The sequence below is a fragment of the Geodermatophilus sp. SYSU D00700 genome (assembly GCF_054050255.1).
Genome location: NZ_JBJGZA010000049.1, coordinates 1 through 17,604 on the forward strand (window position 1 = coordinate 1; position 17,604 = coordinate 17,604).

Sequence of the window (17,604 nt, forward strand, 5' to 3'; positions counted from 1 at the left end):
GCGCACACCCCCCCCCCCCCCCCGCCCGCCCCCCCCCCCCCCCCCCCCCCCCCCCCCCCCCCGCCCCCCCCCCCCCCCCCCCCCCCGCGGGGCGCCCCCCCCCCCGACGATCAGGTCACCTGATCGTGGCGCCGACCGTCAGCCCCGGACCCCCACCGCCGGGCGGGCGCGCTCGGGGCGCGGCTCGGGCGGCCGCGGGCCCTCGTGCCGGCGGGACAGGTAGGTGCCGGCCACGTTGGCGCAGGCCACCACGGGGACCGCGATGAGCGCGCCGAAGATGCCCGCGAGGAGCACTCCGGCCGCGATCGCCAGCACGACGGCCAGCGGGTGCACGTGCACGGCCCTGCCCAGCAGCAGCGGCTGCAGCAGGTGCGCCTCGATCTGCATGACCAGGACGACGATCGCCAGGGCGATCAGGGCCTTCACCAGGCCGACGGAGACCAGCGCCACGAGCACCGCGATCGTGCCGGCCAGGAACGACCCGATGAGCGGGATGAACGCCCCGAGGAAGACCAGCGCGGCCAGCGGGACCACCAGCGGGACGCCCAGGATCGCCAGGCCGATGCCGATGCCGACGGCGTCGAAGGCCGCGACGACGACGGTGGCGCGGACGTAGGAGATCAGCGTGCGCCAGGAGCGGCGGGCGGCCTCGTCGATGTACGCGCGTGAGTCGCGGGGGAACAGGCCGACCAGCCACAGCCAGATGGACCGGCCGTCCTTGAGGAAGAAGAACAGCGTGAACAGCGTCAGGACGATCCCGGTGAACACCTCACCGACCGTGGCGGCCGTGGTGAGCGCGCCGCTGGCGAGCGTCTCCTGGTTGGCGGTGAAGAAGTCCTGCACCTGGGTGAGCGCCTCGTCGATCTGCCGCTGGCTGACCGGGAAGGTCTCGACGACGAAGTCGCGGATCTGGTCGAGCCCCTCGGTGACCTGGTCGGCGAGGTCGGTGAAGCCGGCGGTCACCTGCTGGACGACCATCGTGATGATCCCGGCCACCACCGACAGCCCGACCAGGAGCATCACGGTGGCAGCCAGGGATCGGGGCCAGCCGTGCCGGATCAGAGCAGCCGCACCGGGCTGGAACAGGGCCGCCAGCAGCAGCCCGACCATCACCGGGACGAGGACCACGGCGACGTGGGAGGCCACGTACAGCAGCACGTAGAGGCCGGCCAGGACGGCGATCAGCCGCCACGACCACGCGGCCGCCGTCCGCAGGCCGCTGGGCACCGACGCGTCGCCGCTGGGCGCCTCCCGGCCGGGGCCGAGCAGCCGTCGGCCACGCTCGGAGCGGCGGTGCGCGCGGCCGCCGTCGGGTGGCCCGCTGACCCCGCCGGGCGCGAGCGGGCCGTCGAGGTCGGGCGCCCCCGGCTCGGGGCTGCCCAGGGGCGGGTCGCCGTTGGCGGGGAGGTCGTCGGGGACGGCGCCGTTCCCGGCGTCGGTCCCGGCGTCGGTCCCGGCGTCGTGGACGAGGATCGCGCGGTCGTCGTCGCGCTCCGGCCACGCGTAGGGATCGCGCTCGCTCGCGGCCCGGATGCGCTCGCGCGCCCGGGCGACCAGGTGGTTGGCCCGTCGCAGCATGGGGGTCCTTCCGCGGGAGTGGGCCGCCGTTCTCGATCACGCTAGCCCTGCGAGAGGATGGCCCCGTGCCTCGACGAGCTGACCGGGTGCGGGCGGTACCCGCGTGATCGACCGCTACACGCTCCCCGAGATGGGCCGGGTCTGGAGCGACGAGCACAAGTACGAGCTCTGGTGCCGGGTCGAGACGCTGGTGCTCGAGGCGCACGCGGCCGCGGGACGGGTGCCGGCCGACGTCGTCGAGCCGGTGCGCGCCGCGCCACCACCCACGCCGCAGCGCGTGGCGGAGATCGAGGAGACGACGCAGCACGACGTCATCGCCTTCCTCACCGCGTGGGCCGACAACACCGAGCCCCGGTCCGCCGCGGCGTACGTGCACCACGGCATGACGTCGTCGGACCTGCTCGACACCGCGCTGGCCGTACAGCTCACGGAGGCCACCGACGTGCTGCTGACCAAGGCCGACCGGTTGGTGGCCGCGCTGCGCGACCACGGGCTGGCGCACCGCGACACCCTCCGCGTCGGGCGCACGCACGGCGTGCACGCCGAGCCGGTGGTGTGGGGGCACCGGGTGGCCGACCTGGCCTTCGCCATGGCCCGGTCCCGCGACCGGCTGCGCGCGGCCCGCGAGCGCGTGGGCGTCGTCGCCATCTCCGGCGCCGTCGGCACCTACTCGCTGATCGACCCCTCGGTGGAGGTGGTGGTCGCCGAGGCGCTGGACCTGCGGCCGGCCGACGCGTCCACCCAGGTGGTCCTCCGCGACTCGATCAGCGAGTGGGTGGCCGCGCTGGCGGTGATCGCGACGGTGTGCGAGGCGATCGCCCTGGAGGTCCGGCACGGGCAGCGCACCGAGGTGCGGGAGCTGTCGGAGGCGTTCGGCTCGGGCCAGAAGGGCTCCAGCGCGATGCCGCACAAGAAGAACCCCATCCGCTCCGAGCGGATCGCCGGACTCGCGCGGGTGGTGCGCGCCGCCGTCGTGCCGGTGATGGAGGGCATCCCGCTGTGGCACGAGCGCGACATCTCGCACTCCTCCACCGAGCGGGTCTTCCTGCCCGACGCCGCCATCACCACCGACTACCTGCTGCACCTCACCACCGGCCTGGTGGAGAACCTGGTGGTCGACGTCGACCGGATGCGGGCCAACCTCGACCTCACCGGCGGGCTGATCTACACCTCCGCCGTCCTGCTGGAGCTGGTCGAGTCCGGGTCATCACGGGAGGACGCGTACGCGCTGGTCCAGGGCGCGGCGATGGAGACGTGGAACACCGGGACCCCGTTCCGGTCGACGCTGCGGGACCGCGCGGCCGCCGCCGGCGTGGCGCTCGACGAGGCACGGCTGGACGACGTCTGCCGGCCCGAGGGCTACGTGCGCAACCTCGGCCCGCTGTTCGACCGGCTGGCCCGGCTGACGTGAGCCTCGGGCTGCCCCTCGTCGCGCGGGGCAAGGTGCGCGAGGTCTACGACGCCGGGGACGACCGGCTGCTGCTGGTCGCCTCCGACCGGATCTCGGCCTACGACCACGTGCTGCCCACGCCGATCCCCGACAAGGGGCGGGTGCTCACCGCGCTGTCGGTGTGGTGGTTCGAGCAGCTGACACCGGTGCTCTCCTCGTTCGGCGCCACCCACCACCTGCTGTCGGCGTCCGACGTGCCCGCCGCCGTGGCCGGCCGGGCGATGCTGGTGCGGCGGCTGGAGATGCTGCCGGTGGAGTGCGTCGCCCGCGGCTACCTGTCGGGCTCGGGGACGGCGGAGTACTCGCGCACGGGCTCGATCCGCGACGTGCCGCTGCCTGCGGGGCTGGTCGAGGGGTCGCGACTGCCCGAGCCGGTGTTCACGCCGTCGACGAAGGCCGCCGCCGGCGCGCACGACGAGGCGATCGACTTCGCGCGCGTCGAGTCGCTGGTGGGCGCGGCCCGGGCCGCGGAGCTGCGCGAGCTGACGCTGGCGCTGTACCGGCGCGGGGCCGAGATCGCCGCCGGCGCGGGCATCCTGCTGGCCGACACCAAGGTCGAGTTCGGGCTGTCCGCCGACGGGGGGCTGGTGCTCGGCGACGAGGTGCTCACGCCCGACTCGTCCCGCTTCTGGCCCGCGGCGTCGTGGTACCCGGGCACGGCGCAGCCCTCGTTCGACAAGCAGTACGTCCGCGACTGGCTGACCGCCTCGGGCTGGGACCGCGTCTCGCCGCCGCCCGAGCTGCCCGACGACGTCGTGGCCGCCACGCGCGAGCGGTACGTCGCCGCCTACGAGCAGCTGACGGGCACTACGTTCCGCTGACGTGCCGTCGACGCGTACCGGTCTGTCCGCCCGCACCGGCGGGTCCGGCGGGGACCTGCTGCTCCTGCTCCACGGGCTCGGTGCGACCGGCGCCGTCTGGAACCGGCTGCTGCCGCTGGTCGAGCGCTCCTGGCCGGGCTCCTGGGCGGTGCCCGACCTGCGCGGGCACGGGGCGTCCCTCACCGAGCCGCCCTACGGGTACGCGGTGCACGCCGCGGACGTGGCGTCGCTCGCGGCCGAGTCCGGTGCCACCCGGGTGACGGTGCTCGGGCACTCGTTCGGCGGGGTGGTCGGCGCGGTGCTCGCCGGTGGCTGGTACGGCGTCGAGGTGGCGCGGGTCGTGGCGGTCGGCGTCAAGATCGACTGGACCGACGACGAGGTCGCGCGGGCCCGTGCGCTGGCCGCCCGCCCGGCACAGGTGTTCCCCACCGCCGCCGAGGCCGCCGAGCGGCACCTGCGGCTGGCCGGGCTGACCGGACTCGTGGACCCCTCGTCCGAGGTGGCCGCCGCGGGGGTCCGGGAGACCGCCGGCGGCTTCACCCCGGCCCTGGACCCGCGGGTGTTCGGCGCCGTCGGCCCGCCGGTGGAGGAGGTCCTGTCCCGCGCGCAGGCGCCGCTGCGCCTGGCGGCCGGCTCGGCCGACCCGATGGTGGGGCTTCCCGCGATGCGGCGGGTCGACCCCGACGCGGTGCTGCTCGAGGGCGCCGGGCACAACGCCCACTGGGAGGACCCCGACGCGGTCTGGCGCCTCGTCGTCGACTCCTGACCCGCTTCGTCTACGCGAGATCGGCGGTCTCGTGGCCATCAGTCGCTGACCGCCACGAGATCGCCGATCTCGGGCAGGGCCTGTGGACGACGGGAGCGGGACGCCTGTCGTTCGCGACAGAGTGCGCGGGTGCCGACCCGTCGTGTCCGATCCCGTCTCACCGGTCCGGCGACCCGGGCTCAGGCGCTCGACGCCGGCGTCCGCGACTGGCAGCTGCGACATGCCGACGTCGAGCGCCTCTCCCGTGACACCTACCTGCCGCGTGCGCTGTCCGGGGAGGTGCGCTCCCGGCTCGCCGCCGTCCTGCTGACCGCGCCGCCCGGCGCCGTGGCCAGCCATGCGACCGCCGCGGTCCTCTGGGACGTCGAGATCCCGCTGCAGGACCGCTCGGACCGGCGGGTCGACGTGACGGTCCCGATGGACTCCCGGTCCGGGAGCCGCCGTGACCGCCGGGTGCACCGCACGCCGCTTCCGGCCGAGGACGTGACCCGGTGTGGCTCGATGCCGGTCACCACGCCGGAGCGGACGTGGCGCGACCTCGCCGGGGTCCTGCAGCCGCCAGCCCTGCTCGCCGTGACCGACCAGCTCCTCGATCGTCGGGTGTCGCGGGCCGACCTCGAGCGCCAGCTGGAACGACGGCCGACCGGACGTGGGTCGGCCCGCGCCCGCGCCGTCCTGCCGGTCGCCGACCCGCGCGCGGAGTCCCCGATGGAGTCGGTGCTGCGATGGCTGGTGCACGCCGCCGGTCTGCCCGACCCGGTCCTGCAGCACGTCGTCCGCGACGACGCCGGGCGACAGCTCGGCCGCGCGGACCTGGCGTGGCCCGACCGGCGGGTGATCGTCGAGTTCGACGGCGACGTCCACCGTGAGCGGGACGTCTTCGTCAGCGACCTGCGTCGGCAGAACCGCCTGGTCGCCGCTGGGTGGACGGTCCTGCGCTTCACCTCCGCCGACGTCCTCGGCCGGCCCGACGAGGTCATCGCGGAGATCCGCCGGGCCCTGCGCTGACGAGATCGGCGGTCTCGTGGCCATCGCCGGCTCATCGCCACGAGACCGCCGATCTCGGGGCGACAGGGCGTCCCGGTACGCTCGGGAGCCGTGCCGCAGGTGGTCGTCGACATCGTCCTCAAGCCGGAGATCTCCGACCCCCAGGGCCAGGCGGTGCTCGGCGCACTGGGCCGGCTGGGGCACACCCGGGTGACCGGCGTCCGCCAGGGCAAGCACTTCGTCCTCGACGTCGAGGGCACGCCCGACCGGGCCGAGCTGGAGCAGATCGCCGAGACGCTGCTGGCCAACCCGGTCATCGAGGACGTCGAGCTGCACCTGCCCACCGACTGACGAGGACCCCCGTGCGCATCGGTGTCATCACCTTCCCGGGCTCCCTGGACGACGTCGACGCCGCCCGCGCGGTGCGCCTCGCCGGAGCCGAGCCGGTCTCCCTCTGGCACGCCGACCACGACCTGAGGGACGTCGACGCCGTCGTCCTCCCCGGCGGGTTCTCCTACGGCGACTACCTGCGCGCCGGCGCGATCGCCGCCCGGTCGCCGCTGGTGCAGGACGTCGTGCAGGCCGCGAGGAGCGGCCTCCCGGTGCTCGGCATATGCAACGGCTTCCAGGTGCTGTGCGAGGCGGGCCTGCTGCCGGGCGCGCTCACCCGCAACAGCCACCTGCACTTCCGCAACCGGGACCAGCGGCTGCGCATCGAGCGGGCCGACACCGCGTGGACCTCGGACTACGCGTCCGGCCAGGAGATCGTGGTGCCGGTCAAGAACGGTGAGGGCCGCTACGTCGCCGCCCCGGCCGACCTCGAGCGACTGGAGGGCGAGGGCCGGGTCGCGGTGCGCTACGTCGGCGGCAACCCCAACGGCAGCCTGCGCGACATCGCCGGTGTCACCAGTGACGACGGCCGGGTGGTCGGGCTGATGCCCCACCCCGAGCACGCCGTCGAGGAGCTCACCGGGCCGTCGACCGACGGGCTCGGCTTCTTCACCAGCGTCCTGAAGGCGGTCGTCGGCGCATGACCGAGTCGGCCACCGCGGGCCTCTCCGACCTCGACACCGGCCCCGGGCCGCTGTCGCACCGGCTCGACACCGTCGCGCTCGCGCAGAGCTCGCCCGACCTCGAGCAGCCCTACGCCGAGCTGGGACTGAAGAGCGACGAGTACGCCCGCATCCGCGACATCCTCGGCCGCCGCCCCACCACCGCCGAGCTGGCCATGTACTCGGTCATGTGGAGCGAGCACTGCTCCTACAAGAGCTCGAAGGTGCACCTGCGCCGCTTCGGCGACCTGCCCCGCGGCGAGCACCTGCTCGTCGGCATCGGCGAGAACGCCGGCGTGGTCGACGTCGGCGACGGTTACGCGGTCACCTTCAAGGTCGAGAGCCACAACCACCCCAGCTACGTCGAGCCCTACCAGGGCGCGGCCACCGGCGTCGGCGGGATCGTCCGCGACATCCTCACCATGGGCGCGCGGCCGGTGGCGGTCATGGACTCGCTGCGGTTCGGCCCGGCCGACGCACCCGACACCGCCCGCGTGCTGCCCGGCGTCGTCGCCGGCGTCGGCGGCTACGGCAACTGCCTCGGGCTGCCCAACATCGGCGGCGAGCTGCTCTTCGACGACTGCTACGCCGGGAATCCGCTGGTCAACGCCCTGTGCGTCGGCGTCATGCGGCACGAGGACGTGCGGCTGGCCAAGGCCGAGGGCGTCGGCAACAAGGTCGTCCTGTTCGGCGCCCGCACCGGCGGTGACGGCATCGGCGGCGTCAGCGTGCTGGCCAGCGAGACCTTCGACGAGGAGGGCCCCGCCAAGCGCCCGAGCGTGCAGGTCGGCGACCCGTTCACCGAGAAGCTGCTCATCGAGGCGTGCCTGGAGATCTTCGCGGCCGACCTGGTCACCGGGATCCAGGACCTCGGCGGCGCCGGACTGTCCTGCGCGACGTCGGAGCTGGCCAGCGCCGGCACCGGCGGCATGCACGTCGACCTCGACCGCGTCCCGCTGCGCGACAGCACCCTGACGCCGGCCGAGATCCTGATGAGCGAGTCGCAGGAGCGCATGTGCGCGATCGTCGAGCCGGCGAAGGTCGCCGACTTCCTCGCCGTCTGCGAGCGGTGGGACGTGCTCGCCACCGTCATCGGTGAGGTCACCGACGGCGACCGGCTCACCGTCGACTGGCACGGCGAGCGCATCGTCGACGTCCCGCCGCGCACCGTCGCCCACGAGGGCCCGGTCTACGAGCGGCCGATGCGGCGCCCCGCCGACCTCGACGACCTGCACGCCGACGACCCCGGCGCGCTGCCCCGGCCGGCCACGCCGGAGGAGCTGGCCGCGCACTGGCTGGCGCTCGTCGCCCGTCCCGACGGCGCGGACAAGACGTGGGTCACCGAGCAGTACGACCGCTACGTGCGCGGCAACACCGTGCTGGCCCAGCCCGACGACGCCGGCGTCGTCCGGATCGACGAGGACACCCACCGCGGCATCGCGCTGAGCCTCGACGGCAACGCTCGCTTCGCCCGCCTCGACCCCTACACCGGCGCGCAGCTCAACCTCGCCGAGGCCTACCGCAACGTCGCCGTCACCGGCGCCCGCCCGCTGGCGGTCACCAACTGCCTGAACTTCGGCTCCCCGGAGGAGCCCGAGGTCATGTGGCAGTTCGCCGAGGCCGTCCGCGGCCTCGCCGACGCCTGCCGCGACCTGGGCCTGCCGGTCACCGGCGGCAACGTCAGCCTCTACAACCAGACCGGCGACGTCGCCATCGACCCGACGCCGGTCATCGGGGTGCTCGGCGTGCACGACGACGTCCGCCACCGCGTGCCCACCGGCTGGCGGGCCGACGGCGAGACCGTGCTGCTGCTGGGCCGGACCCGGCCGGAGTTCGGCGGGTCGGCCTGGGCGTCCGTGGCCCACGGCCACCTCGGCGGCCGCCCGCCCGCGGTCGACCTCGAGGCCGAGCGGACGCTGGGTGAGGTGCTCGGGGCGCTGGGCCGGGAGGGCCTGGTCGGCTCCGCGCACGACCTCGCCGACGGCGGCCTGGCGCAGGCGCTGGCCGAGTCGGCGCTGCGGTACGGCGTGGGCGCCCGGCTGGCGCTCGGCGACGACCCGTTCACCGCCCTGTTCAGCGAGTCCGGCGCCCGGGCCGTCGTCACCACGACCGACCCCGAGGCGGTGCGCGCCACCGCCGAGTGGGCCGGGGTGACCGTGACCGAGCTCGGCACCACCGGCGGGGACGCGCTCACCGTCGACGGCGTCGCCGAGCTGCCGCTGGCCGAGCTGCGCGCCGCCTGGACGGCCACCCTGCCCGCGCTGTTCGGCACGCCCGAGGCCACCGTGGGCACCGTGCCGGCGGGCACCGTCCCCACGAGCTGATGCCCGGCCGGCAGCCGATCCCCGCCGACGAGCTGCGCGCCGCCGTCGACGCCGTCCGCCCGTGGCTGGTCGGCGAGGCCGACCAGCCGGCCCGGCCGGTGCTCGGCGCGGCGGTGAAGACCAGCGCGCGCTGGCTGGCCCAGCAGGTGCCGGGCCGGTCGGTGGAACTGCGGGTGCCGCCGCACGTCGCCGTCCAGCTCGTGCCGGGACCGCGGCACACCCGCGGGACGCCGCCCAACGTCGTCGAGACCGACGCGGCGACCTGGCTGCGGCTGGCCACGGGGGAGACGACCTGGGCCGACGCCGTGGACAGCGGCGCGGTCAGCGCCAGCGGCAACCGCGCCGACCTGTCGGCGCACCTGCCGCTGCCGCCCCTGCGCCGGTCCTGAGCCCGTGCACTTCCGCGGAAGTGCACGGAGGGCCTCAGCCGGTGAAGAGCGTGAGCGCGGTCTTCACGGTCTGGAACAGGCCGTAGGCGAGCGGGACGCCGACCAGCGTCCAGGCGAACGCGATCAGCCCGACCGGGGTGTGCACCGGCCGCTGGTCACCGGCGGACTGCTCGCTCGAGATCGACGTGCTCATCGGACGGTGCTCCGTTCGCGGGTCGAGGCAGTGGCGGGGCTGTCGGCGTGCCGGGGCTCGTGCCACTTGCTGGCCACCGGGCGCACCAGCAGGTTGGCGACGAACCCGATGGCGAGCAGGCCGACCATGATGAACAGCGCCGGCCGGTAGTTGGCGGCGACCAGGCTGCCCGGCTCGCCCTGGGTGTCGAGGACGCTGTTGACGATGAGCGGCCCGGCGACGCCGGCGGCCGACCACGCGGTGAGCAGCCGGCCGTGGATGGCACCCACCTGGTAGGTGCCGAACAGGTCGCGCAGGTACGCCGGGATGGTGGCGAAACCGCCGCCGTAGAACGAGATGATCACCGCGGCGAGCAGCACGAACACCCAGGTGGCGCTGCTGCCGATGGTGGCCAGCGCGACGTAGAGCACCAGGCCGACGCCGAGGTAGACCATGTAGATCGGCTTGCGGCCGATGTAGTCCGACGTCGAGGACCACACGAACCGGCCGGCCATGTTGAACAGCGACAGGACGCCGACGAAGCCGGCCGCGGCGGTCGCGGCGACCGTCGAGGTGTCGCCGGTGCGGAAGAAGTCCTGGATCATCGGGGCGGCCTGCTCGAGGATCCCGATGCCCGCGGTGACGTTGCAGAACAGCACCGTCCACAGCAGCCAGAACTGCGGCGTCTTGACCGCGTTCCTCGCCGACACGCTCTCGGTGGTGACCAGCGCCTTCTGCTTGATCGTCGACGGGTCGAAACCGGCCGGCTTCCAGCCCTCGGCGGGCACCCGCACCAGGAAGGCGCCGAACATCATGAAGACCAGGTAGACGGCGGCGAAGGTGAAGAACAGCGCGGCCACCGCGCCCCCGTTGGGCACCGAGCCCTGCGTGCTGGGGTCGTAGGAGGGGTCGTACCAGCTCATCAGCTGCCGGGACAGCGGCGAGGCGACGAGCGCGCCACCGCCGAAGCCCATGATCGCCATGCCGGTGGCCAGGCCCGGGCGGTCGGGGAACCACTTGATCAGCGTGGAGACCGGCGAGATGTAGCCGATGCCCAGGCCGATGCCGCCGATGACGCCGTAGCCCAGGTAGAGCAGCCACAGCTGGCGGGTCTCGATGCCCAGCCCGCCCACGAGGAAGCCGGTGACCCAGAGGCAGGCCGCGGTGAACATCGCCGCCCGCGGGCCGTTGCGGTCCACCCACGTCCCGAACAGCGCGGCCGACAGGCCCAGCATCACGATGGCGATCGAGAAGACGATCCCGATCGCGGTCTGCGTGGTCTGGAAGTCCTCGACCAGGGCGGTCTTGTAGACGCTCGTGGCGTACGCCTGGCCGATGCACAGGTGCACCGCCAGCGCCGCCGGCGGGATGAGCCAGCGGTTGAAGCCGGGGCGGGCGACGATCCGCTCACGCCGCAGGAAGCCGGGTAGCGCCACGGTGACCTCCGCTCGGTCGGGACGGCCGGCCCCGCACGGGTCCTGACCAGTCGAGAACGCTACGTCGGTGTCCCGGAACCCGCGCGTCGAGCAGGTCCTGACCAGCGGGAGCGGGGCCGACGGCGGCGCCCGTAGGGTCAGCGCATGGCCTACGAGGTGAGGGGCGTGGTCGCCCGCAGCAAGGGTGCTCCGGTGAGCGTCGAGACGGTCGTCGTGCCCGATCCCGGGCCCGGGGAGGCGGTGGTCGACGTGCAGGCCTGCGGGGTGTGCCACACCGACCTGCACTACCGCGAGGGCGGCATCACCGACGAGTACCCGTTCCTGCTCGGCCACGAGGCCGCCGGGACCGTGGCGGCCGTCGGCGAGGGCGTCACCAACGTCGCGGTCGGCGACTTCGTGGTCCTGAACTGGCGCGCGGTGTGCGGGCAGTGCCGCGCCTGCCTCAAGGGCCAGGTGCACTACTGCTTCGACACGCACAACGCGGCGCAGAAGATGACCCTGACCGACGGCACCGAGCTGTCGCCGGCGCTGGGCATCGGCGCGTTCGTGGAGAAGACGCTGGTCCACTCCGGGCAGTGCACGAAGGTCGACCCCGGGACCCCCGCCACCGCCGCGGGGCTGCTCGGCTGCGGCGTGATGGCCGGCGTCGGCGCCGCGATCAACACCGGCGGCGTGCAGCGCGGCGAGTCCGTCGCCGTCTTCGGCTGCGGCGGCGTCGGCGACGCCGCCATCGCCGGGGCGAGGCTGGCCGGGGCGACGACGATCGTCGCCGTCGACGTCGACGACCGGAAGCTGGAGTGGGCGAAGCAGTTCGGCGCCACCCACACCGTCAACTCGCGGTCCACCGACGCCGTCGAGGCGATCAAGGGGTACACCGGCGGGTTCGGCGTCGACGTCGCCATCGACGCCGTCGGCCGTCCGGAGGTGTTCGAGCAGGCCTTCTACGCCCGCGACCTCGCCGGCCGCGTCGTCCTCGTCGGGGTCCCGACGCCGGACATGCAGCTGACCCTGCCGATGATCGAGCTGTTCGGCCGCGGCGGGGCGCTGAAGTCCTCCTGGTACGGCGACTGCCTGCCCAGCCGCGACTTCCCGATGCTGGCCGACCTGCACCGGCAGGGCCGCTTCCCGCTGGCCGACTTCGTCACCGAGACCATCGGCCTCGACGACGTCGAGGCCGCGTTCGAGAAGATGCACAAGGGCGAGGTGCTGCGCAGCGTGGTGGTGCTCTGATGACCGCCCGCATCGAGAAGGCCGTGGTCAGCGGGGTGTTCAGCCTCGACGGGCAGGACTTCGACGTCGACAACAACGTCTGGCTGGTCGGCGACGACGACGAGGTGCTCGTGATCGACGCGCCGCACCGGGTCAAGCCGATCGTCGAGGCGGTCGGCGGGCGGCGGGTGACCGCGATCGTGCTCACGCACGGGCACAACGACCACGTCACGGCGGCGGTCGACCTGCGGGCGGCCACCGGCGCGCCGATCTGGTTCCACCCCGCCGACCGGATGCTGTGGGAGATGGTGCACCCCGACGCCACCCCCGACGAGGACCTCGCCGAGGGCACCCGGTTCCGGGTGGCCGGCACGTCGCTGACCGCGCTGCACACCCCCGGTCACTCGCCGGGCAGCACCTGCCTGCACGCACCCGACCTGGCCGCCGTCTTCACCGGCGACACGCTCTTCTCCGGCGGGCCGGGCGCGACGGGGCGCAGCTTCAGCGACCACCCGACCATCGTGCGGTCGATCCGCAGCAAGCTGCTGACCCTGCACGGCGACACCGTGGTGCACACCGGCCACGGCGAGGACACCCGCATCTCCGCCGAGCTCGGCACCGTCCGGTAGGACGGCGCCGGACGGCGGTCACGCGGGGTCGGCGTCCCGCGTCGCGCTCTCCCCGCCGGGCCGGTCGTCCGGGGCCGACGACCGCTCCAGCCGCTGGCGGATCGCCGCCACGTTCAGCGCGAGGTCCTCGAGCGCCTCGACGGCGCGGGTGGCCAGCGCGAACGAGAGGTTCTCGCGCCGCTCCTCGGCGGTGGGCTCACGGCGGCGCTCCCACGAGGACGGGCCCCGCTCGGTGGCCCGCGCCCAGGGGTCGTCGTCGCCGCGGGACTGCTCGAACAGCCCGCGCAGCATCCGCTGGGCCATCTCGAGGAACTCAGCCGGGTCGGGCCGGTCGCTGCTCATGTCTGATCCTCTCTGGTGCGTGCCGAGGGTCAACGCGCCGAACCGGGCTCGGGTTCCACCGGCGGTGACCGGCGGGCCGACCTGGGCGGACCCCGCGGGGGTGGTCACGGTCACGGCGCGATCGGCTGGTGCCCCCGGGGTCGCGCGTAGGCTCATGGGGTGCCTCGCGGTGACGGACGCTTGACGCAGGCCCTCGACCCCCACGCCCCCGGACCCCAGGACGCCTGCGGTGTCTTCGGCGTCTGGGCGCCGGGGGAGGAGGTCGCCAAGCTGACCTACTTCGGTCTCTACGCGCTCCAGCACCGCGGTCAGGAGGCGGCGGGCATCGCGGTCTCCGACGGCGCGTCGGTCGTCGTCTACAAGGACCTCGGGCTGGTCAGCCAGGTGTTCGACGAGTCGACGCTGGGCAGCCTGCGCGGCCACCTCGCCGTCGGCCACACCCGGTACTCCACCACCGGCTCCTCCACCTGGGAGAACGCCCAGCCGACGTTCCGCACCACCGACGCCGGCACCGGCCTGGCGCTGTGCCACAACGGCAACCTGGTCAACACCGCCGAGCTGGCGAGCAGGGCGGCCGACGCCGGCGTCCCCGGCGCCTTCACCGCCAGCACCGACTCCGACCTGGTCACCTCGCTCATCGCCGCCCGGCCCGACATGAGCGTCGAGGCGGCGGCCATGGAGGTGCTCCCGCAGCTGCGCGGCGCCTTCAGCCTCACCTTCATGGACGAGGACACCCTCTACGCCGCCCGTGACCCGCAGGGCGTCCGCCCGCTGGTGCTCGGCCGGCTCGAGCGCGGCTGGGTGGTCGCCAGCGAGACCGCGGCCCTCGACATCGTGGGTGCCTCCGTCGTCCGCGAGGTCGAGCCCGGCGAGCTGCTCGCCATCGACGAGAACGGGCTGCGCAGCCAGCACTTCGCCGTCGCCGAGCCCAAGGGCTGCGTGTTCGAGTACGTCTACCTCGCCCGCCCCGACACCACGATCGGCGGCCGCAGCGTGCACGCCGCCCGGGTCGAGATCGGCCGCCGGCTGGCGAAGGAGCACCCGGCCGACGCCGACCTGGTGATCCCGGTCCCGGAGTCCGGCACCCCGGCCGCCGTCGGGTACGCCGAGGCCAGCGGCATCCCCTACGGGCTGGGCCTGGTCAAGAACTCCTACGTCGGGCGCACGTTCATCCAGCCCAGCCAGACCATCCGGCAGCTGGGCATCCGCCTGAAGCTCAACCCGCTGCGCGACGTCATCCGCGGCAAGCGGCTGGTCGTCGTCGACGACTCGATCGTGCGCGGGAACACCCAGCGCGCGCTGATCCGCATGCTCCGCGAGGCCGGCGCGGTCGAGGTGCACGTCCGGATCTCCAGCCCGCCGGTGAAGTGGCCCTGTTTCTACGGCATCGACTTCGCCAGCCGCGCCGAGCTGGTCGCCAACGGCCTCGACGTCGACGGCGTGCGCGCCTCGATCAACGCCGACTCCCTCGGCTACGTCTCCGAGCAGGGGCTGATCACCGCGACCGAGCAGCCGGCCACCCGGCTGTGCACCGCCTGCTTCACCGGCGAGTACCCGATCCCGCTGGCCGAGACGGGCGGGCTGGGCAAGCACGTGCTCGAGGGGATCGAGCGCCGGGTCGACGACCAGCGCGCGGTCAGCGGGTGGACCGGCCGGCAGGCCGGCAGCCCCACGGTGGCCGGCGGCGCCGACGAGGCCCTGCGCCGTCCGTGAGCGGGGGCGAGTTCACCTACGCCGCGTCCGGCGTCGACATCGACGCGGGTGAGCGCGCCGTCACCCTCATGCGGACGGCGGTCGAGCGGACCCGGCGTCCCGAGGTCGTGGGCGGCCTCGGTGGCTTCGCCGGGCTGTTCGCGCTCGACACCGCCCGCTACCGGCGGCCGCTGCTGGCCTCCTCCACCGACGGCGTCGGCACGAAGATCGCGCTGGCGCGGCAGTTGGACCGGCACGACACCGTGGGCATCGACCTGGTCGCGATGGTCGTCGACGACCTGGTGGCCTGCGGCGCCGAGCCGCTGTTCCTGCAGGACTACGTGGCCTGCGGGAAGGTCGTCCCCGAGCGCATCGCCGCGATCGTCACCGGCATCGCGGCCGGCTGCGAGCAGGCCGGCGCCTCGCTGGTGGGCGGGGAGACCGCCGAGCACGGCGACCTCATGGACCCCGACGAGTACGACCTGGCCGCCACCGCGGTCGGCGTCGTCGAGGCCGACGCGGTGCTGGGTCCCGAGCGGGTCGGCGACGGCGACGCCGTGGTGGCGATGGCCGCCAGCGGCTTCCACTCCAACGGCTACTCGCTGGTCCGCCGCGTGGTCGCCGCCGCCGGTCTCGACCTCGGCGCCACCCCGGCCGGCCTGGACCGCCCGCTGGGCGACGTGCTGCTCGAGCCCACCCGCATCTACGCGCTCGACTGCCTGGCGCTCGTGGCCGAGCTCGGTGTCGACGGCGTGCACGCCCTCGCGCACGTCACCGGCGGAGGCCTGGCCGGCAACACCGCGCGGGTCGTACCTGACGGGCTGGAGGCCGTGCTCGACCGCGGCACCTGGGCGCTGCCCGCGGCCGTGTCGCTGCTCGAGGAGCACGGCGTGCCGCGGACGGAGTCCGAGCGCGCGTTCAACTGCGGCGTGGGCATGGTCGCCGTCGTCGCGGCCGGGGCCGCCGACCGCGCCGTCGCCCTGCTCACCGAGCGCGGCGTGCCGGCGTGGGTGGCCGGGACCGTGCGCACCGGAGGCACCGGCACACGCCTGGTGGGCCGCTACCAGTGAGGACGGCACGCACCGCCGTCCCTCGCAGGACGACGGTGCGTGGCGCTCAGCGGTGCGGCGTGCTCAGGGGACCGGCGGTCAGCCGACCGTCAGCGACTGGCCGCCCAGTCGTCGTCGGCGTCGTCGTCCGCCCAGCGGTCGGTGTACTCGTCGTCGTCCTCGTCGTCGTCCTTGGCCGCCGGAGCGGTGTACGTCGACGGAGAACCGGCCAGCTCGCGCTGCAGCGCGGAGAGGTCGGTGTTCGGTGAGCTGTACTTGAGCTCACGGGCCACGCGTGTCTGCTTGGCCTTCGCTCGGCCGCGCCCCATCGGCTCGACCCCCTCATAACGGAGAACGGGAGCCCAGCTCACGGGCTGGACGGCCCGCGTGGCGACCCCGACTGAGTGACTGTGTCTTGACCAAGACTACGACACGAGACGGGCGCGGGCACGGGTCCTCCCCCCGCCGTCCCCCGACCGGGGCGTGGTGATGGCCACGCCCCGGTCGCAGCGGGTCCGCCGCGGTCAGCGGGGGAGGCGGATGGTGGCCAGCCGGCCCACCGCACGGATGCGCTCCTCGGCCAGCCGGTCGGCGGCCACGGCCGGGGAGACGCCCTCGGCCTCGGCGGTCTCGAAGACCCGCAGGGCGACGTCGAAGATGCCGGCCGCCTTGGCCTCGGCGCGCGCGAAGGAGAAGCCGTGCCGCTCGTCCTCGACCTGGATGACGCCGCCGGCGTTCACCAGGTAGTCGGGGGCGTAGAGGATCCCGCGCTTGGTCAGCTGGTCGGGGATGCCCTCGTGCGCCAGCTGGTTGTTGGCGCCGCCGCAGACGATCTCCGCGGCCAGCACGGCCACCGTCTCGTCGTCGAGGGCGCCGCCGAGCGCGCACGGCGCGTACACGTCGGCCGGCGTGCTCACCAGCGTGGCGGTGTCGGAGACGGCGTCGACCCCGGGGTGCCGGGCGAGCACCCGTTCGACGGCGGCGGTGTCGACGTCGGTGACCACGACGTCGGCGCCGTCGTTGACCAGCCGGTCGACCAGCCAGCTGCCCACCTTGCCGACGCCGGCGACGGCGACCGTGCGCCCGGCCAGCGACGCGGTGCCCCAGCGGTGCTGCGCGGCCGCGCGCATGCCCTGGAAGACGCCGAAGGCGGTGAGCACCGAGGAGTCACCGCAGCCCCCGTAGACCTCGGAGCGGCCGTGGGCGAATCGCGTCTCGCGGGCCACCAGGTCGAGGTCGGCGTTGGTGGTGCCGACGTCGCAGGCGGTCAGGTACCGGCCGCCCAGGGACTCGACGAACCGGCCGTAGGCGCGCAGCAGCGGCTCGGTCTTGTCGGTGCGGGGGTCTCCGATGACCACGGCCTTGCCCCCGCCGAGGTCGAGCCCGGCGAGGCTGTTCTTGTACGACATCGCCCGGGCCAGCCGCAGCGCGTCGGCGACCGCCTCGTCCTCGCTGGCGTAGGGGTGGAACCGGGTGCCGCCCAGGGCCGGGCCCAGCGCGGTGGAGTGGATCGCGATCACCGCCCGCAGGCCCGAGGCCGGATCGGAGCAGAAGACCACCTGTTCGGTGCCGGAGGCGAGGACGTCCACGTCCGCCGAGCCTAGAGTGCAGCTCCGGCCGGACGTGACGCCGGACTCAGTATCTCAAGGTTCCCCTTCCCGTTGTCGACAAGTCGTGTGACGGAAAGGCGGTGACCCCCCGGCGCGGT

General features: G+C 74.3%; 18 protein-coding genes. 12 read left to right on the plus strand and 6 right to left on the minus strand.

The genetic code is table 11. The features are described 5' to 3' along the window. Window positions 1-138: 138 nt before the first annotated feature. On the minus strand, window positions 139-1,578 hold the full coding sequence (locus ACI79V_RS22125; protein ID WP_456892780.1) for an AI-2E family transporter: 1,440 nt from the start codon (window positions 1,576-1,578) through the stop codon (window positions 139-141). A 103-nt stretch (window positions 1,579-1,681) separates the two neighbouring features. Here ACI79V_RS22125 and purB point away from each other — a divergent pair, with 103 nt between their 5' ends. From purB to ACI79V_RS22165, 8 genes are all read left to right on the plus strand, one after another. Next, window positions 1,682-2,989 (plus strand): adenylosuccinate lyase, encoded by a 1,308-nt coding sequence (gene purB, locus ACI79V_RS22130; protein ID WP_456892782.1) that lies wholly within the window; start codon window positions 1,682-1,684, stop codon window positions 2,987-2,989. Further along, the gene (locus ACI79V_RS22135) at window positions 2,986-3,849 is read left to right on the plus strand and encodes a phosphoribosylaminoimidazolesuccinocarboxamide synthase (RefSeq protein ID WP_456892784.1); all 864 of its coding nucleotides are present in this window, start codon (window positions 2,986-2,988) and stop codon (window positions 3,847-3,849) included. The genes purB and ACI79V_RS22135 overlap by 4 nt, the downstream gene beginning before the upstream one ends. A gap of 1 nt (window position 3,850) precedes the next feature. Beyond that, window positions 3,851-4,615, plus strand: a complete 765-nt coding sequence (locus ACI79V_RS22140) for an alpha/beta fold hydrolase (protein ID WP_456892786.1) — start codon at window positions 3,851-3,853, stop codon at window positions 4,613-4,615. A gap of 129 nt (window positions 4,616-4,744) precedes the next feature. Beyond that, entirely contained in the window at window positions 4,745-5,623 is an 879-nt protein-coding gene (locus tag ACI79V_RS22145; protein WP_456892787.1) for a DUF559 domain-containing protein, read from the plus strand. A 90-nt stretch (window positions 5,624-5,713) separates the two neighbouring features. Then, the gene (gene purS, locus ACI79V_RS22150; RefSeq protein ID WP_456892788.1) at window positions 5,714-5,953 is read left to right on the plus strand and encodes a phosphoribosylformylglycinamidine synthase subunit PurS; all 240 of its coding nucleotides are present in this window, start codon (window positions 5,714-5,716) and stop codon (window positions 5,951-5,953) included. Between the two features lie 11 nt (window positions 5,954-5,964). Continuing rightward, entirely contained in the window at window positions 5,965-6,636 is a 672-nt protein-coding gene (purQ, locus tag ACI79V_RS22155; RefSeq protein WP_456873791.1) for a phosphoribosylformylglycinamidine synthase subunit PurQ, read from the plus strand. Further along, the gene (purL, locus tag ACI79V_RS22160) at window positions 6,633-8,978 is read left to right on the plus strand and encodes a phosphoribosylformylglycinamidine synthase subunit PurL (protein WP_456892790.1); all 2,346 of its coding nucleotides are present in this window, start codon (window positions 6,633-6,635) and stop codon (window positions 8,976-8,978) included. The genes purQ and purL overlap by 4 nt, the downstream gene beginning before the upstream one ends. Next, complete coding sequence (locus ACI79V_RS22165) at window positions 8,978-9,367, plus strand: sterol carrier family protein (RefSeq protein ID WP_456892792.1); 390 nt, start codon at window positions 8,978-8,980, stop codon at window positions 9,365-9,367. The genes purL and ACI79V_RS22165 overlap by 1 nt, the downstream gene beginning before the upstream one ends. A gap of 34 nt (window positions 9,368-9,401) precedes the next feature. Here the strand turns inward: ACI79V_RS22165 and ACI79V_RS22170 are convergent, their stop codons facing one another. Further along, on the minus strand, window positions 9,402-9,560 hold the full coding sequence (locus tag ACI79V_RS22170; protein ID WP_456873794.1) for an MFS transporter small subunit: 159 nt from the start codon (window positions 9,558-9,560) through the stop codon (window positions 9,402-9,404). Beyond that, entirely contained in the window at window positions 9,557-10,975 is a 1,419-nt protein-coding gene (locus ACI79V_RS22175; RefSeq protein WP_456892794.1) for an L-lactate MFS transporter, read from the minus strand. Before ACI79V_RS22175 ends, ACI79V_RS22170 begins: the two co-directional genes overlap by 4 nt. 144 nt (window positions 10,976-11,119) lie before the next feature. Here ACI79V_RS22175 and ACI79V_RS22180 point away from each other — a divergent pair, with 144 nt between their 5' ends. Continuing rightward, the gene (locus tag ACI79V_RS22180) at window positions 11,120-12,205 is read left to right on the plus strand and encodes an S-(hydroxymethyl)mycothiol dehydrogenase (RefSeq protein WP_456892796.1); all 1,086 of its coding nucleotides are present in this window, start codon (window positions 11,120-11,122) and stop codon (window positions 12,203-12,205) included. Further along, window positions 12,205-12,813 (plus strand): MBL fold metallo-hydrolase, encoded by a 609-nt coding sequence (locus tag ACI79V_RS22185; RefSeq protein WP_456892798.1) that lies wholly within the window; start codon window positions 12,205-12,207, stop codon window positions 12,811-12,813. The genes ACI79V_RS22180 and ACI79V_RS22185 overlap by 1 nt, the downstream gene beginning before the upstream one ends. Before the next feature lie 18 nt (window positions 12,814-12,831). Here ACI79V_RS22185 and ACI79V_RS22190 read toward each other — a convergent pair whose 3' ends face one another. Next, window positions 12,832-13,155 (minus strand): hypothetical protein, encoded by a 324-nt coding sequence (locus tag ACI79V_RS22190; protein ID WP_456873798.1) that lies wholly within the window; start codon window positions 13,153-13,155, stop codon window positions 12,832-12,834. A gap of 180 nt (window positions 13,156-13,335) precedes the next feature. Between ACI79V_RS22190 and purF the strand changes: the two genes are divergently transcribed. Both purF and purM read left to right on the plus strand, forming a co-directional pair. After that, window positions 13,336-14,868 carry an amidophosphoribosyltransferase gene (purF, locus tag ACI79V_RS22195; RefSeq protein ID WP_456873799.1) on the plus strand — a complete coding sequence of 511 codons (1,533 nt, stop codon included), beginning with the start codon at window positions 13,336-13,338 and terminating at the stop codon, window positions 14,866-14,868. After that, window positions 14,865-15,917, plus strand: coding sequence for a phosphoribosylformylglycinamidine cyclo-ligase (purM, locus tag ACI79V_RS22200; RefSeq protein ID WP_456892800.1), 1,053 nt, complete (start codon window positions 14,865-14,867; stop codon window positions 15,915-15,917). Before purF ends, purM begins: the two co-directional genes overlap by 4 nt. Window positions 15,918-16,006: 89 nt before the next feature. Here the strand turns inward: purM and ACI79V_RS22205 are convergent, their stop codons facing one another. Both ACI79V_RS22205 and ACI79V_RS22210 read right to left on the minus strand, forming a co-directional pair. Then, the gene (locus ACI79V_RS22205) at window positions 16,007-16,225 is read right to left on the minus strand and encodes a DUF3073 domain-containing protein (protein WP_456873801.1); all 219 of its coding nucleotides are present in this window, start codon (window positions 16,223-16,225) and stop codon (window positions 16,007-16,009) included. A gap of 195 nt (window positions 16,226-16,420) precedes the next feature. Then, window positions 16,421-17,485, minus strand: a complete 1,065-nt coding sequence (locus ACI79V_RS22210; RefSeq protein WP_456892802.1) for a Glu/Leu/Phe/Val family dehydrogenase — start codon at window positions 17,483-17,485, stop codon at window positions 16,421-16,423. Between the last annotated feature and the right edge of the window lie 119 nt (window positions 17,486-17,604).